The 15,599-nt window shown below is 72.8% G+C and carries 14 protein-coding genes and 1 pseudogene; 4 read left to right on the top strand and 11 right to left on the bottom strand.

Annotated features, from left to right (window positions below; all coding sequences use genetic code 11):
- Positions 1 to 53: 53 nt before the first annotated feature.
- Together OHB04_RS27170 and OHB04_RS27165 are read right to left on the bottom strand one after the other, a co-directional pair.
- Positions 54 to 956, bottom strand: coding sequence for a helix-turn-helix domain-containing protein (locus OHB04_RS27170; RefSeq protein WP_326690265.1), 903 nt, complete (start codon positions 954 to 956; stop codon positions 54 to 56).
- 324 nt (positions 957 to 1,280) lie between these two features.
- Entirely contained in the window at positions 1,281 to 2,114 is an 834-nt protein-coding gene (locus tag OHB04_RS27165) for a DUF4232 domain-containing protein (protein WP_326808499.1), read from the bottom strand.
- A gap of 363 nt (positions 2,115 to 2,477) precedes the next feature.
- Here OHB04_RS27165 and OHB04_RS27160 point away from each other — a divergent pair, with 363 nt between their 5' ends.
- Together OHB04_RS27160 and OHB04_RS27155 are read left to right on the top strand one after the other, a co-directional pair.
- A complete protein-coding gene (locus tag OHB04_RS27160; RefSeq protein ID WP_405803708.1) occupies positions 2,478 to 3,326 on the top strand; it encodes an endo alpha-1,4 polygalactosaminidase in 849 nt (282 codons plus the stop codon).
- 352 nt (positions 3,327 to 3,678) lie between these two features.
- Positions 3,679 to 4,950 (top strand): SUKH-4 family immunity protein, encoded by a 1,272-nt coding sequence (locus OHB04_RS27155; protein ID WP_326808498.1) that lies wholly within the window; start codon positions 3,679 to 3,681, stop codon positions 4,948 to 4,950.
- A 13-nt stretch (positions 4,951 to 4,963) separates the two neighbouring features.
- Here OHB04_RS27155 and OHB04_RS27150 read toward each other — a convergent pair whose 3' ends face one another.
- From OHB04_RS27150 to yhfZ, 9 genes and pseudogenes are all read right to left on the bottom strand, one after another.
- Positions 4,964 to 5,335 carry a deoxyxylulose-5-phosphate synthase gene (locus OHB04_RS27150; protein WP_326808497.1) on the bottom strand — a complete coding sequence of 124 codons (372 nt, stop codon included), beginning with the start codon at positions 5,333 to 5,335 and terminating at the stop codon, positions 4,964 to 4,966.
- 130 nt (positions 5,336 to 5,465) lie between these two features.
- Entirely contained in the window at positions 5,466 to 6,743 is a 1,278-nt protein-coding gene (locus OHB04_RS27145; RefSeq protein WP_326809533.1) for a phosphopentomutase, read from the bottom strand.
- A gap of 41 nt (positions 6,744 to 6,784) precedes the next feature.
- Positions 6,785 to 8,005, bottom strand: a complete 1,221-nt coding sequence (locus OHB04_RS27140; RefSeq protein ID WP_326808496.1) for an alanine racemase — start codon at positions 8,003 to 8,005, stop codon at positions 6,785 to 6,787.
- Positions 8,006 to 8,264: 259 nt separating this feature from the next.
- A pseudogene (locus OHB04_RS27135) lies at positions 8,265 to 9,365 on the bottom strand (aminotransferase class V-fold PLP-dependent enzyme); the annotation flags it as partial.
- 1 nt (position 9,366) lies between these two features.
- The gene (locus tag OHB04_RS27130; protein WP_326808495.1) at positions 9,367 to 10,467 is read right to left on the bottom strand and encodes a phosphotriesterase family protein; all 1,101 of its coding nucleotides are present in this window, start codon (positions 10,465 to 10,467) and stop codon (positions 9,367 to 9,369) included.
- A 44-nt stretch (positions 10,468 to 10,511) separates the two neighbouring features.
- On the bottom strand, positions 10,512 to 11,894 hold the full coding sequence (locus tag OHB04_RS27125) for a YhfT family protein (protein ID WP_326808494.1): 1,383 nt from the start codon (positions 11,892 to 11,894) through the stop codon (positions 10,512 to 10,514).
- Positions 11,895 to 11,931: 37 nt separating this feature from the next.
- Positions 11,932 to 12,291 carry a DUF2620 domain-containing protein gene (locus OHB04_RS27120; RefSeq protein WP_326690257.1) on the bottom strand — a complete coding sequence of 120 codons (360 nt, stop codon included), beginning with the start codon at positions 12,289 to 12,291 and terminating at the stop codon, positions 11,932 to 11,934.
- A gap of 107 nt (positions 12,292 to 12,398) precedes the next feature.
- Entirely contained in the window at positions 12,399 to 12,773 is a 375-nt protein-coding gene (locus tag OHB04_RS27115; RefSeq protein ID WP_326808493.1) for a PRD domain-containing protein, read from the bottom strand.
- Positions 12,774 to 12,940: 167 nt separating this feature from the next.
- Positions 12,941 to 13,882: a GntR family transcriptional regulator YhfZ gene (gene yhfZ / locus OHB04_RS27110; protein ID WP_326690255.1), complete on the bottom strand. Its 942-nt coding sequence runs from the start codon at positions 13,880 to 13,882 to the stop codon at positions 12,941 to 12,943.
- Positions 13,883 to 14,044: 162 nt separating this feature from the next.
- On the opposite strand from yhfZ, the gene OHB04_RS27105 reads away from it, so the two are divergent.
- A complete protein-coding gene (locus tag OHB04_RS27105) occupies positions 14,045 to 14,665 on the top strand; it encodes a hypothetical protein (protein WP_326690254.1) in 621 nt (206 codons plus the stop codon).
- A 90-nt stretch (positions 14,666 to 14,755) separates the two neighbouring features.
- Complete coding sequence (locus OHB04_RS27100; RefSeq protein WP_326690253.1) at positions 14,756 to 15,358, top strand: dihydrofolate reductase family protein; 603 nt, start codon at positions 14,756 to 14,758, stop codon at positions 15,356 to 15,358.
- The last annotated feature ends 241 nt before the right edge of the window (positions 15,359 to 15,599 follow it).

Genomic DNA, 15,599 nt, shown 5'->3' with positions numbered 1-15,599 from the left:
ACCGATTGCTGGTTGCTGATGGCGGGTGGGGTGATTTCGCGCGCCGCCCCGGGTTACGCGCGCCGTGCCGGGCTGGGGCCGCGCACCGGGGCCGACTGGACGTCGTCCCCGCCTGCCGCCGCGCTGTGCACCAGGAGAGTCATGGCGGCACGGGACGGCGAATCGGGCTCGGTGGTCGCTACGACCACGCACTGCCCCTGTTCGGTGTGCAACGTCTGCTGGGTGACGTCCATGCCGCCCACCAACGGATGCCGCATTTCATATACCGCGGCGTCACCGGTTTTGACCCGGTGAGTGGCCCACAGCGACGCGAATTCGCTGCTTCTGAGGGCCAGTTCACCGATGAGTGAGGCCAGTGCCGGGTCGTCCGGATAACGGCCGGACGCCAATCGCAAGGCACCCACCACGGCCTTTGCCTTGGCCGGCCAGTCGGCGTACAGGTCCCTGGTGTGCGCGTCCAGAAACACCAGGCGGGCCATGTTGGGGCGCCGATCCGGTACGGCCGGGCCGTCCGGGTCGAGGTGCCCGGCGTACAGCGCGTGTCCCGCGCGGTTCCACGCGAGGACGTCGCTGCGCCGGCCGAGCGCGACCACGGGCACGTCCCCCAGCGAGGCCACCAGTTGCGCCACCGCGGCGGTCACCCGCTCCGGTGCCGGCCGGCGCGCCCGCTCGCGCCGTCGCGTGCCCTCCGCGAGCTCCCGCAGATGGCGACGCTCGGCCTCGCCCAGCCGAAGCGCCTGCGCGAGCGCTTCGAGAATCTCCGCCGAGGCGTTCGACTGCCCCTGCTCCAGCCGTGCGTAGTACGACTGGCTCACCCCGGCCAGCAGCGCCAGTTCCTCGCGCCGCAGCCCCGGCACCCGGCGGCGTTCGCCGTAGGTCTCCAGTCCGACGTCCCCGGGCCGCAACTGCGAGCGCCGAGCCTGTAGGAACTCCCCCAACTGCCGTCTCGCGTTCATGTCTTGAGTATTGGCCCACTCGCCGAAGCCAGCCACACCCGCCGAGGGATACCCATGGAGCGGGGTGGGTGGGCGGCCGACGCCGATGTTGGTGGTGGCCGACACGGCGTGGGTGGCAGCCGGGCCGACGTGGGTGGCAGCCGGGCCGGTGATCCGCCCCGGCCCCACACCCGGCCCCGCACCCGACCCCCGCACCCGACCCCCGTACCCGACCTCGCGCCGCTGCCCCCGCCCGGGGAAAGGTCCAGGCGAGGGCAGCGGTTCCGGCTGGACAGCCGGGTGTGGGGGGTGGTCAGGGGGCGGCTCGGAGCCGGACCGGGCGGGTCAGCCGCCGGCGCCCGGGGAGAGGGTGCCGATCTTCGGGACGGACGCCTTGCCGGTGGCGCTGACCGGGCCGCCGGTCCAGTCGACCCGGATGGAGGCACGCTGGTCGGGCGGGGTGAGCAGGGCAGCGGCCGGGACGACGGTTACCGCTCCGGTCGCCTGCGGGTTGCTGAACGACAGCGGCGCCGAAGCGCTCATCCCGGGGGTGAGCCGGATGGTCTGCGCGCCGCTGCCGTCGCGCTGGGGGTCGACGGAGACCTGCTCGCCCTCGCTGTTGATGAAGGCGAAGCCCGGGAAGCCGCGGACGGAGCAGCTTTGGCCGGACTTGTTGGTGAAGACGAGGGCGAAGTTCTCCTGGCCCGCGCCCGGGTGGTTGGGGCCGATCGACGCCTTCAGGTCGTCGGCGGTGCAGGTGCTCGGCGCGCCGGAGCCGTACCCCCCGTCGGCCGTACCGCCGGTGGCCGCGCTGCCGCCGGACGACGCGGAACCGCCGGAGGCCGGGGTCTTGGAGGGGCCGGCCCCGGTCGTGTTCGATCCGCCGCTCGTGCTGTCGCTGTCCTCGCTCTCGCCCTGCGGCTTGTTGTGCGAGGAGGAGCCCGCGGGGACCGCGTCGCCGCCGACCTTCTGAGGTCCGGAGGCGGCCTTGTCCTTGTCGCCGCACCCGGTCAGCAGAGCGCTCGCGGCCAGCACCGCGACGGCCGCCGCCGCGACCCGCGCCGGACGGCCGAACCGGCTGGGCGCCGTACGGACCTGCCCGGCACCCGCCCCGGCAGTCCCCGCCTCGGTGATCCCCCGCTCGTACTGCCCGTTCGTCATGCCCTCGTGCCGTGCCATCCCGCGGCCAACTCCCTGCTCGCTCGTCCCCCGTTGTCGGGCCGTACACAGAGTTCGATGGCGGACCCGGGGGAAAAGTTCACAGGGATCGGGGGGTTCTTTGTCGCCGGACCGTCAAAACGGTGTCCGTAGCGCTTTTCGGCCGGGCTCCGGATCGGCCTCCCATACACCAACAGGGCCGCGTCCGCGATCTGTTGACAGCCGCCGAGCGGTCTCGCTTTACTCCCTGTGCGCCGACGACAGTCGGCACCAGAGGTGCGCCCAGCCGGTGTGTCGGCATCCCCCCGCCGCGAGCCCGGACTGAGTCGCCAGGGCCTGCGCGGGCCCGAGGCGGGGCCGCATCCCCCACAGCGGAGTTCCAAAGTGAGCCAACATCGTTTCAAGTCCCGCAGATTCATCTCCCTCACCGTGGCAGCCGCCGCCGGTGCGGGTCTCCTTGTCACCGGAGCGTTCAACGCCGGAGCGGTCAACACCGGTGGCAGCAAGGCCGATGCCGCGAAGGCGGAGATCTCCCTGCCGCCGAAGAACGGCGGCTTCGACTACCAGATCGGCGGCGCGTACACGCCGCCGGAGGGCGTCGACATCGTCTCCCGCGACCACACCGCGAAGCCGGCCGACAAGCTGTACAACATCTGCTACGTCAACGCTTTCCAGACTCAGCCGGGCGCCGAGGGTGAGTGGGAGGACGACCTGCTCCTGCGGGACGACAACGGTGACGTCGTCTACGACGGCAAGTGGAAGGAGGCCGTGCTCGACACCCGGACCGACGACAAGCGCAAGCGGATCGCCGAGAAGGTGAACGGCTGGATCGACGACTGCGCCTCGAAGGGCTTCCAGGCCGTCGAGCCGGACAACCTCGACACCTACGACCGGTTCGACCAGCTGGACGCGGAGGGCGCCAAGGCGCTCTCCAAGCGACTGGCCGATCACGCCCACTCCAAGGGCCTGGCCATCGCCCAGAAGAACACCTCCGAGCTGGCCGAAGCCCGCGATGAGCTGGGCACGGACTTCGCCGTCGCCGAGGAGTGCGGCCATTGGGAAGAGTGCGGAAGCTACGCCGAGGCGTACGACGACCGCGTCGTGGTGATCGAGTACGGGGCTGAAGGCATGGAGCGCGCCTGCTCCGGCTGGAAGGACCGGCTGAGCATCGTCAAGCGCGATGAGAACGTGACGCCCGAGGGCGACCCGGAACACGTACGGGAAACCTGCTGAGCCGGCCGCCGGGGCGCCGCTGACCCCAGCGGCGCCCCGGCGGTTGAGCCCCCTCCGCCCCCGAGGGGTTCCTCCCGCCGGACCGTGATGCCGGTGCCCGCCTCCAGGGAGTGTCTTCAAAGCAGCGTCGTCCGCCCGGCGGGCAGACGGGACTTCGAAGGCACCTAGTGCCCCTCCCGGCAAGCTTTGCCCCGTCGCGCCGCCCGGCACGCACTCCCCCAAGCTCTCCGAGCAGGGGGTGCCCCCACGACGACGCTCCTTCCGGGCAAACATTGCCGGTCACGGCACTAGGGTGCTGTCGTGGTGATCGCAGTCGTAGTGATCGCCAGACATGGTTCGGCGGGGGTCGGGGATGACGCGAGCGGTTCTCACAGTGCCGCGGGAGGCACTGACACCGGCGATCACGCACGCGCCGACGCGGCGCCGGCTGACGGGCGCGGGGGCCGTCGCCGATGCGGGCGCCAGCGACAGTGCGGGTGCCGGGTTGCCCACCGGCACGGGTCTGATGCTGTTCCCGCACCTGGCCGAGTCCCGGGTGGTGACGGTGGCGCACGTGGTCGACGAGAAGGACGACGCGGCCGAGCTCGACCCCGGCATCGCGCGTCTGCTGGCCATCGGCCACCTGTTCACCGGCAGCGAGGCCGCGCACGAGATCCTGCTCGACGGGGACACCGGACGGGTCTTCACCCTGGAAATGAGCGCCCCCCGGCACGCCGAGGCGTTCCCGCTCGCTCCGTCCCTGGACGCACTGGCCCGCTTTTTGACGGCGGTGAGCGAACTCGACGCCCTGTGCGGCCGGTTCGCTCCGCTGGCGGGGCGCACCGGTGCCGACGTGGCCGCCGAGGCGTCGGCTCTCCTGTTGGCCGTCGTCACCGGCGAGGAGTGGGGCACGGACGGCTGGAGCGTGGCGGGTGACCCGGCCAGCTGGGACACGGCGGTCCCCATGTTCTGGCGCATCACGGCGCTGTTCCGTCCCCTGTCCCTGATCGCCGCGCCGGGCCGGGGCCTGCGGCTGGAGCTGCCGAAGGAGCTGCTGGAGGAGGAGTTCGGCCCCGAGGGGCTCGTCCGGGCGGACCCGTCGCGCATACCCGACGCGCTGGAGCACGGGCCGACCCGCCGGTTTCTGGCCGAGGCCGGACTCCCCGGTGAATGCGGGCTGTTCTGGCCGTGCGGGCCGGAGGATCTGCTGCTGACCGTGTCCGAGGACCGTGAGCGCTCCCGCCGGGATCCGAGGCTCCGGCACCTGTACGACGGCACCGACCAACTCCCGGCCGACGCCGGGCACCTGCTCGTCCTCGGCGGGTTGGCCAATGACCTCACGGTCGTGCTCGACGGCCGCACCGGCGAGGTCCGTCACATGACCTACGACGGCGACACGACGACACAGCTGAACGCCGACATCTCCACGCTGGCCTTCACTCTGTGGCTGTACAGCCGCGAGCAGGCGCTTGCGGAACGGCACAATCTGACCGGCGACACCGGCGAGTTCTACTACCAGCTCGCCACCACGATGCTCCATACCCTGGCCACCGTCGACCCCGTCGCCTGCACCCCTGTCACGGGCCCCGACGACTTCCGCTGCTGGCCGGAGCTGTTCCACGATGCGGCGGGGGGCGTGCTGTAGGGCGGGGGCACGCTCAGGCAGGAGCGTGGGCGGGCCCGTCCTCGTCCCACGGGTCCCGGGTCGCCAGCATTTCGGCCACGGGGCGGCCGGTCCGGTGGGCCGCTGTGCGGCGTTCCTCGACCTCGCGCATGGTGCGGGGGCGGTAGCCGGGGCCGTCGGCCTCGCAGCCGATCGCGGGGAAGCGCAGGCCCGCTTCGAGGACGGCGGCGAGGGCGGCCCAGCCGTCGGCGTCGCGCCGTGGTGGTACGGCGAGTTGAGGGCCGGCGTCGGTCATGGGATGGCCGCAGTGGGCACACGGCGGAGGCGGGCCCGGCTGTCCCACCGGGCGTTTCAGCGCCGTGCGGCAGGGCGGGCACACGAAGTGGGTGGAGCGGATGCCGGGCATGCCCGGCACTCTACGAGCGCCGCCCCGCGCCCGTCCTCCCGTTTACCGGCCCTCCTCGTCACCGGCCAGGCCGGTGACGAGGTGTCGGGCAGCCGGTCGAGCACGCGCGTCGTGCGGGGCCGAACAGGGCTCAGGCCGCGTCGGGTGCGCGGCGCAGCTGGGTTCCGTTGGCCAGTTCCGTGGGGTCGAGGCCCAGGGAAGCGGCGGCCGTGGCGCCCACGTCCGCGAGGCTGCCCGCGTCCGGCAGGAGTTCGAGCGCGGTGGCCTCGGGGCGGTGGACGAGGACGGGGACGTACTCGCGGGTGTGGTACGCGTGGCCGATCGTCGGGTCGTTGCCGTGGTCGCCGGTGACCACGAGGCGGTCGCCGGGCCGGTCGAGCAGCGCGATCAGCGCGGCCAGGCCCGCGTCGGCCTGCTCCAGGATCCGGGCGTAGCGCGTGGGGTCCTGCTGGTGGCCCGCCAGGTCGCTCTCCTGCACGTTGGCCACGACGAGCGCACGGCCCGGAGCGCGGGCGGCCGGCCCGCGGACGGCCGGTGCGCGGACGGCCTCCAGGGTGTGCGCGAGCACGTCGGCCGTGGGCACGGCCGGGCGGCGTACGGCGGACTCGCACTCCAGGATGTCGGCGGCCTTGCCGACGAGCGTCACCGGGATCCCGGCACGCGCGGCGAGTTCGGGGAGCTGGCGGGTGTGGTCCAGGCTCGCGCCCAGGTGCCGCACCTGGAGGCCGCCGTTGCGGTAGAAGCCGGTGGCCGGGGTGTCGAGGCCGACCGTGCCGCCGTCGCCGTCGCGTACGAAGCCGCTCAGCGGACCGTCCGCGTGGCCGCCCACCGCGATGACGCGGGCGACGGGTGCGAGGGAGCGTACCGTGCGGGCGATGGTGAGGATGCCGTCGAAGGTGAGGTCCTCCAGGCGGCCGGAGGCGTTCCAGTTGATGCCGGGGTCGGCCTCCAGGTTGTCGTGCACGAGTACGCCGCCGTCGACGGCCAACAGCGGTTTGCCGTCCAGGAGTTCGACACAGTGCCCGGCCTCGCGCAGCGCCCGGGTGACCTCCTCCAGGTGGTCGCCCAGCCGTGCCACCGTCACCCGGCTGAAGTCGGCCCCCATCAGGGTCTGGTGGCCCGCGAAGGTGTCCGCGCCGGGGTAGCCGAGCGCGGCGCGGCCCGCCGCCACCGGCAGCTGGGTCCGGCGGGCCAGGTCGGGGTGCGGGTGGACGAGGCCGAGCCCGAGCGCGCCGAGCGCGGGCAGCCGCAGCGGGCGGCCGAACTCCTCGCGGGCGTGGTCGAGTACGTGGCCGCAGGTGTCGGCCGTCACGTCGCCGGGGCGCAGGGCCCCCGCGTCCGGCATGGCGCCGGTCCCGAAGCCGTCGAGGACGACGATGACGGTCCTGCCGCCGCTGTCGTCGGGGATGCCGCCCGCCTCGCCGACCGCCCTGTCGGCCGCCCCGCCCGTCACAGCGCCCGCCCCCGCGCGTCGTAGAGCCCGGTGAGGCGCGGCGCTCCGGCCGCCAGGCCCGCGACGACGGCGACGGTCGAGCGCGTCACGAAGACCTGGGTGCGGAAGGCCAGCAGCGCCGTGTCTCCGGCACGCACTCCGGAGCCGGAGCCGAAGCCGGAGCCGGAGCCGGAGCCGCCGGGATCCGGGTCCGGGGCTTCGAGGAGGCGGTAGTAGTCGATGTTCTCGGCGGGCGCGCCCCGCACCGCCAGGCGTGCGCCGGTCCGGGGCAGCAGCGCGGACTTGAGGTGCGAGCGGGGGTAGAAGCCGCCGCCGAACAGCGCGGGCCGGCCGTCGGCCAGCGTGTGGGCGACCTCGGTGACGTACACGTACGCGGGCTTCTCCGGCTGCGCGGGCTTCTCCGGCTGTGTGGGATCGAGCGCGTGCAGCGGGGTGGTGCCGGTCAGCGCGTGGCCGGGTTCGCCGTGGGTGGCGCCGAGCCGGGCCAGCAGGGGAAGTGTCGCCACGGAGGTGGCGCTGGGGGCGCTCAGCTTGAGGCCCGAGTGCCCGCGCGCGGCGAGGACGTCGCGTCCCTTGAGGGCGATGTCGAAGTTCGGGGTGGGTGCGGGGACGCCCGTCGCCGGGTCGCACAGGACGCAGGGGAAGGCGGTGACCCCGGCGAGCCGTACGCCCTCCAGCCGCTCGGCGGCCTCGGCGAACGCGTCGAGCCCCCGGAGCGGGACCCCGCCTTCCTGACCCGGGTAGACCGCGCCCTCGGCGCCTTCGAGCCGTACGAGGACGTCCTGGACGAAGCCGAGGCGCAGCGCGTGTTCGGAGACGGCGCGCGCGTTGTCCAGGTCGTAGACCGTGACGGTCTCCGGGCGCAGGGCCAGCAGTTCGGGCAGCGCGCGGTGCGGGATCTGCACCAGGTGGCCGAGGTTGCCCGCGCGGGCGCCGGCGGCGTGCAGGGTGCGGGCCTCGTCCGCGTCGATGGCGGCGTAGGCGGGGATCGCGCGGGAGACGGCCTCGATCAGTTCGGGGTTGCGTCCGAACTGCTTGACGACGAACCACAGGCCGAGTCCGAGCCGTTCGGCCTCGGCGGCCAGGAGGGCTGCGTTCGCGGCCACGGCGTCGAGGTCCATGACGTACGTGTCGGGCGGAATCTCACCGCGCCGGTGGAGGTCGGCCGCGGCTTCGGCGAGCCCCGGGTTGCGGGCGAGCAGGCTGTCGAGGAACACGTCAGTCCTTTGTGTGGTGCTGCGGTGCGGGGTGGTGCGAGGGCGCGCCGTCCTGGCCTGGGGCGCCGTCCTGGCCTGGGGCGCCGTCCTGGCCTGGGGCGCCGTCCTGGCCTGGGGCGCCGTCCTGGCCTGGGGCGCCGCCCTGGCCTGGGGCGCCGCCCTGACCGAGGGTGCCGCCCTGGCCGGGGGCGCCGCACGTCGGCTCGTCGGCTCCGAGGGCCGGTTCGCGGACGCCGGCCGTCGGTTCGCCGGTGCCCGAAGCCAGCTCGTCCAGGGCGCGGCGGAGGATGTCCAGGACCAGGTCGGCACCGGCGCGCATCGGGTTGACGCGCACGACCCAGTCGGCCAGCTCGGGCGCGTCGTCCAGGGTCGAGCTGGACATGCGGTAGAAGAGCGGCGCGATCTCGTAGCGGGAGTTGGAGCCGACAGGATAGGACGCGGCGCCGAACCTCTGTGCCGTCTCGGGGAGGCGGGCGGCCACCGGCCGCTCCAGCCGGATGAGCACGCATCTGTCCTGCGCGTTGGCCAGCCGCACCTCGGCGACGCCGGGCACCTCGCCCGCCGCGAGCCGCTCGGCGACCTCACTCCCGACGCGCGATTGCACGGCCCACAGCACGGGGACGTGGGTGAGGGCGCGCAGCGCGTCCAGCGCCTGGTGCCCTTGCACCTGTCCGCCGCCGGAGTAGTTGTCGGCGCGGACGCGTCCGACCAGGTCGGCGGAGCCGACGACGGCGCCCACGCCCTCGGGGCCGTGCAGCTTGAACAGGGAGAAGCAGGAGGCGTCGGACCCGAGTTCGACGCCGGAGGCGGGCACGCGGAAGACGGCGTAGTTGTCGTCGGTGAGGGTGCGCACCCCCGCCGCACGGCAGGCCGCCAGCACCTCGCCGGGGTCGTAGGAGTCGGTCAGACGCTGCCGGGTGTGCTGGACGTAGGCCCACCGGAACCGGCCCGGTGCCAGCGCGGCGCGCAGCGTCTCCCCGTCGTTGAAGTCGGCCTGGACGGTCTCCACGCCGAGCCCGCGCAGCGTGACCCGCGTGGTGCGGTAGACCGGGGCGCGGTGGATGAGCAGCGGTTCGCCGGGGCGTACGGCGGCGTTGAGCGCGGCGCGGATGGCGCCGGTGCCCGCTCCCTGCACGAGCGCGGCGTCCTCGGCGCCGAAGTAGTCGGCGAGGATGGCCTCGACGCGGGCCGTGGTGCGGGGTCTGCCGAGACCGGGCACCACCCCGGCGTCGGCGTCGAAGAGCTGTCCGCCCTCGAAGTGCGCCGCGGTGTGCTCCAACAGCCGGAACTGGTGCGCGATGGCGTCCTCGACCGGGACGGTGGCCAGTGGGTGGGTCGGCGGGAGGGTGGGGGCCGCCATCTCAGATCTCCTCCGGGCTCGCGCCGGTCAGGAAGCGCAGCGGGTTGCGCCGGGTCATCAGGTCGATGAGGTCGTCGTCCACGCCCACGGCCCGCGCGGCGGGCAGGAACGAGCGGAACAGGTGCCCGTAGCCCTGGCCGCCCTCGGTACGCAGGTAGCCGTGGCGTGAGATGTCACAACTGAGCAGGATCCGGTCGGCGTGCCCGGCCTCCAGGAGGGCCAGCAGCAGCCGCAGGCGTGTCTCGTCGCTCTGGTAGCCGTCCTTACCGACGGTGTCGAAGGCGACATAGGCGCCCGCAGCCGCGAGTTCCCGGTGCACGGCGGGGTCGTCGAGGAGGTCCTGGTGTCCGACGCTGACGCGGTGCGGGGGCAGCCCCTCGCCGGTCAGCACATCGAGCTGGGCCGGGCCGCCGCGTCCGAGCTGCGCGTGGGTGGCCACCGAGAGGCCGGTGGTGCGGGCCGCCCGCGCCGCGGCCCGCAGCGACCTGGCCTCCGGCTCGCTCGGCACCTCCCCGTGGCTGCCGACCTCGCCGATGACACCGGGCCGAATGCCGGTGCCGTCCATGCCGGTGCCCTCTATGCCGGTGTGCCCGCCCCCACCCGTCTCCGCGACGAGGGTGGCGGTGAGCTGCTCGACAGTGGCGTGAGTCAGCTCCGCCGGGTGGAAGGGCTCGTAGTACCAGCCCGTGGCGGCGACGACGGCGACGCCCGTCTCGCGCGACATCCGGGCGAGAGCGCGCGGATCGCGGCCCATCCCCCGGCAGGTCAGCTCGACGACGAGGGAGAGGCCGAACTCCTCGCGCAGCGCGGTGAGTTCGGCGCCGACCGACGCCCCGTGCCGGTCCGCGTCCAGGACGGCGGCGCCGTCACCCTTGAGGTCCAGGTCGAGGACCAGGTGCTCGTGGGCGAGCACCGGGCCGCGCACGGAGGCGCAGGCCAGCGGCCCGGTGACGGTGCGCACGTGGAGTCCGGCCTCCGGGGCGTGGAGTCCGGCCTCCGGGGCGTGCGGTTCGGTTCCGGACGCGTGGAGGCCGGTCCCCGGGGCGTGCGGTTCGTTGTCGGACGCGTGGAGTCCGGTTTCGGAGACGTAGGGGGTGCTCATGGTGCGGTGCCCTTCTGGGGTGGCGCCCTGCCCGGCTCGCTGCCTCAGCCCTTGACGGGGGTGAACAGGTCGAGCCAGTACAAGGCGTTGAGCAGGATGCCGCCGACGATCACCGCGGCCGGGGCCGCCGCCATCCGGACGACGGGCCGTCCCATGGCCTCGTTGAGCAGGTAGAGCCCGCCGACGACGAGGATGCCGAGGCCCGCGCCCATCGCGTTGGCGGCCATCAGCGAGCCGAACAGGATGGCCAGCTGGAGGCTCTCGGAGATCGCGCTGCGCAGGTGTTCGGAGGAGTCGCGCACGCTCGGCAGCTTGCCGAGGAACTTGCCGATGCAGGAGAGCGCCAGGACCTCCAGCGCGAAGACCACGGCCCCCACCAGCAGGGCGAGCACCGGGTTCGGCATCAGATAGCCGAGGGGGTAGACGAGCGTGAAGCCCGCGATGCCGTAGGCGCCCGAGGCCAGGGCGGTGGTCGCGATCAGCGGGAGGAAGCCGAACACCCGGTAGAAGTCGACCTGGGCCGCCTCCGAATACTGCCCCTTCGCTATGAGGAAGCTGGTGGCCTCACCGCCGCCGAATATGTGCGTCTGCGCCAGGAGACAGACGCCCGCGCCGAGCACCATGAACAGCGGCAGGTAGCGGCGCAGCCGGGCAGCGCTGGCGCTGAAGAGCGAGGCCATCGGGTCGTCCGCCTCGGCGTCCGCCTCGTCCGCCTCGTCCGGGGCACCGTCCGCGTGGCCCGCCTCGGCCGCCGCCGCGCGGTCGGCCTTGCGCTGCTTGAGGTCACGGGAGACGGCCAGGCCGATCAGCATCAGGACGCCGACGGCCATGGCCAGCGCGCCCGCGAACATGTTCGGCCACAGCTTCATCGTCAGTACGACGAGGGCCAGTTCGACGACGCCCGCGATCCCGCCCCGCACGCGCCCGAACTGCTTGGTGATGGCGAGCACCGGAAACAGCGTGAACAGGAACAGGATCGGCGTGGACATCTGCTGCATCGCCGTCAGGAAGTCCACCGGCAGGTCGTGCGCCAGGTCGTTGGCGCCGCCCAGCCCGAAGACGACCACCGCGCCCCACCCGGCGCCCAGGATCGGCGCGAGCCACTTCTTGGGCGACAGGAGGCCCAGGACGTCGGTGGGGAGGAAGAGCAGCCACGGGTTCAGGACGCCGGAGGAGAGCGCCATCGGCGCGCCCAGCCCGAAGATGAAGCCGGCGGACAGTCCGAAGGAGACCGCCGTGGTGGCCGTGCGGGTGGTCCGCCCCTGGATGAAGTCCAGCGTGAAGGGGCGCACGCCGTCGTTGAAGACGGCCAGGGCCATGTGCGAGATGAACGCGGTCAGCGCGCACAGGCCGATGACGATGAGCTGCTGGGGCAGCGAGAAGTCGAGCCGGACTCCGGCCGCCAGCTGGATCACGGTGCTGCTCATGGGTTACTCCCTCACACCCGGGACGCGTCGGGCCCGGTCAGGCGCCGCGCGCGGCGATGGCGCGGGCGATCAGCGGGGCGACGGTGTCGATCTGGTCCATGGCGAACCCGAAGACCTTCTTGCCGTCGGCGAGAAGGGCCGCGATGTCGTCCCCGGACGGGACGCTCCGGCCGAAGGTGTGGCAGGCGGGCTGCCCCATGAGACCCACCAGGACGCCGAGGGAGGCGCCCGCTCCGGTGTGGCAGGTGCCCAGGTAGTAGTCGGCCTGCCCGGCGCGCAGCTTCATCGCCGCGTCCATGTCGCTGGATACGGCGACCTGTACGCCGTCGAGACCGAGCGCGGTGACGGTATGGGCGACCTCGGTCTTGCCGACTCCGCCGGTGAGGATCTTCGTCATGGCTGTCGCCTCTCTTGGCTTGATGGGTTCTGGTTGGTGTCGGGCCGCACCGGAGGGTGCTGATGTCCGGCCGCACCGGATGGTGCGCGGTTTCAGCCGTGACGTGTTCAGCCGGTGACGCGCCGGGCGAGGACGGCCAGGTGCATCGCCAGGAAGTTGATCTCGGATGTGGGCAGGTCCGCGCCCAGTTCGGCGCTGGCGCGGGCCGCGGTGCGCCGCGCGCGGGCGACGGCCTCGGGGTGGCCGTCCAGCTCGGCCGCCACCTGCTCGTCGGTGAGGAACGCTTCGACGGGCTCGCCGTCGAGCAGCCGGGTCAGGGCCATCATCAGATGGCTGGTGAGCATCCCGGCCGTCTTCTCGGTGACCGGCCGCCCCTCGTCGGCGAGCGCGGTCAGCTCGGCCGCGACGAAGTCGACGGCCTCGGGCCGGACTTGACCCCCCTCACGGAAGAGCTGGATACGGAGCGCCAGCTGGTCGTCCATGGCGCGGCCTCCTCAAGTCCCCACGGAAATCGGGATTCTGGTTTCTGACGGTGCGGGCGGATGCTGAAGCATCCGGGTGCGCGGTTCGGTGCGGAGCATCCGGTGGTGCGGTTCGAAATGAAGCATCCGGTGGTGCGGTTCAGTCATGAGGCATCCGGTGGTGCCTTTCAGTACGAGGGCATCCGGTCACCTCGGAGCACTTCGGTCTGGAGCGCTGTCACCCGGGCGGGGTCGACCGCGTCGCGGACGGCGTTCAGCGCCGTCTCGCTCTCGGCCCTGCCGATGACCGCCGCGCTGGAATTCCGCAGGGACAGGTCCCGCGTTATCTCGTCGCCCAGCGGCAGCACGTCCACGTTCATGCCGTGGCTGCCCTGCACCTCGTCGAGGTTCCAGACGGTGACGTCGATGCGGTCCTGCGCGAACAGTTCGCCCAGCTGCATGTACGAGCACTCGACCCACTCGATGTCGCGCCCGGCGAACGCCCGCTCGGCGAGCATCCGCTGGTCCTCCGAGGCGTGGTCGACCGCCACGCGCAGCCCCTCCGCCTGGAGCGAGGCGCCCTCGCGCAGCAGGAAGCCGTGGGCTCCGACGTAGGTGGCGGGACCGAGGTCCACCACCAGCGACAGCGCGCCCTCGTGCTCCTCGACGAGCCGGTCGGCGGCGAAGCGGGAGAGGACGACGAGGTCGGCCTTGCCCTCCAGCAGCGCCGTGGTCCGGGCACCGGCGCCGCGCATGAACGTCACGGCGAAGGGCGTGCCCGCCTCGTCGAAGACGGCCCGCAATCCGGTGGCGAGGCCCTCGTAGCGGCGGGAGTAGGGCAGCGGCATCGCGGCGAGCAAGGTGCCCAGACCCGACAGCCGCCACAGCACGGAGCGGTCCGAGCGGACGAGGAAGGTGCCGAGGTGGCCGCGTGCCGCCGTCTCGATGGCGCCGGACTCCTCCAGCAGGCGTAGCGCCGCCTGGATGGTGCCGTTGCCGCACTTCAACTGCTCGGCGAGGTCGCGGGCCCGGGGCAGGCGGGTGTCCGGCTCGTGGCCCAGCAGGAGGGCCGCGAGCCGGCGGGCCGCCAGTCCGTTGCGGGTCAGGAAGCGCTCGTCGAAACCGTTCACGTCCGGGACAGTAACCAGGATTCTGGATATTTGACAAGGGTCCGTCACCGCTCGCCTCGCACGTGACTCCCGTCACATTCCGCGCGGCTCTTTCCCGGCCGAAGGCAACCGGGGGCCGGGCTCGTTCGTCACCGCAGGGACGATTCCTAGGAGGCACATGTGATGGCAACAACCAGCGGGTCCCGGCGCCGGCACCTCGCCCTCGCCCTCTCCACCGGCACGGCAGCCCTCGCGCTGACGCTCGCCGGAGGCGGCACCACCCTCGCCGCCACGCCGGCCCAGCAGTCCGCGCCCGGCCAGCAGTCCGCACCGGGCTCCGCCGCCACCTCACCTGCCGCGAACAGCGACTACGAGTCGACGCTCAAGCTCAGCGACGGCTCGCAGGTCCACGTCCGGCTGGTCAAGGGCACCGGCGTCCAGGAGCGCCACCAGGCGGCGGGAGCGCAGAAGTGGAGCGCGTGGAAGACGCTCTACGCGACGAAGACCGACCTCTGTCAGGGCGTCGACCTCGCGGAGTCCAACGGCACGGTCTCGCTGATCGCCGACTTCGGCCAGTACTGCTCGGACGGCGAGCCCCCGACCGAGTCCGTCGCGGGCGTGGGCACCGGCGACCTGAACCGCTGGGACATCAAGACCGTCAAGGACTTCGACGGCTGGCAGGACACCAGCATCACCGACGACGGCAGCAGGGTCGTCTTCCTCTACGACAGCGACTCGGGCCTCTACTACCTGCGCTGGGAGCAGAGCACCGGTTTCGAGGAGGTCCACAGCCCCCACGACTGACCCGCCGGTGTGCGGTCCGCCGCCCCGCCGCCGGGGGAGCCGACGGCGGCGGGGCGGCACCGAGCACGACACCGACACAAGGAGCACGACGTGACAGAGCAGATCGCCGGCCGCAGGGTCGTCACCAACATGAGCCTCTCCCTCGACGGCCACTACGCCGGGCCGGACGGCCCCCAGGACATGAGCTGGGTGATGCCGTACGCCCACACCGACGTCGCCCGCGACCTCTTGACCAGCCTCCGGCAGCCCGCGACAACGGCCCTGCTCGGGCGGGTCAACGCCGAGGGTTTCCTCGGTTTCTGGCCCACCGTCATCGGCATGGAGGGAGTCGACCCGCGCGACGAGGACTTCGCGAAGTGGCTCGTCGGCACCGAGAAGGTGGTCCTCTCCGCCACCCTCGGCGAGGCGCCGTGGGAGCGGACGACGGTCGTCGACAAGCCGACCGCCGAGGTGGTCGCGGACCTCAAGGCGACCGAGGGCGGCGACATTCTCGTGCTCTCCAGCGGGAGCGTCATCAAGGCGCTGCTGGCGGCCGACCAGGTCGACCGGCTGGCGCTCACGATCTTCCCGGTCTTCCTCGGCGGCGGGCCGCGCCTCTTCGACGACGGCCTGCCCGCGGGGCAGTGGGCACTCGCCGGCCAGGCCGCGGGCGAGCACGGCACGCTGGCTCTCGTCTACGACCGGGTCCGCTGAGGCGGGCACTCCGCTCACCTTCGCGCGCATGTGACCGTTCAGGCGCTCTTGGCACAGGAGTGGTGAGAGGGAAACCTGAGTCACTCACCATCGCCCAAGAATTCGCGTCGCCGGAGGACGAGGAGTACCCGTGAGCGAGACAGCGCGCCCGAAAACCCGTCGCAGCCGCCGGAACAGCAACCACCAAGACGGCAGCCACCAGGACGGCGGCCACCGGAACAGGCGCTGGACCAGAACGGCG

Source organism: Streptomyces sp. NBC_01775, assembly GCF_035917675.1.
Taxonomy (GTDB): Bacteria; Actinomycetota; Actinomycetes; order Streptomycetales; family Streptomycetaceae; genus Streptomyces.
This window is presented reverse-complemented; position numbering and strand designations above follow the sequence as displayed.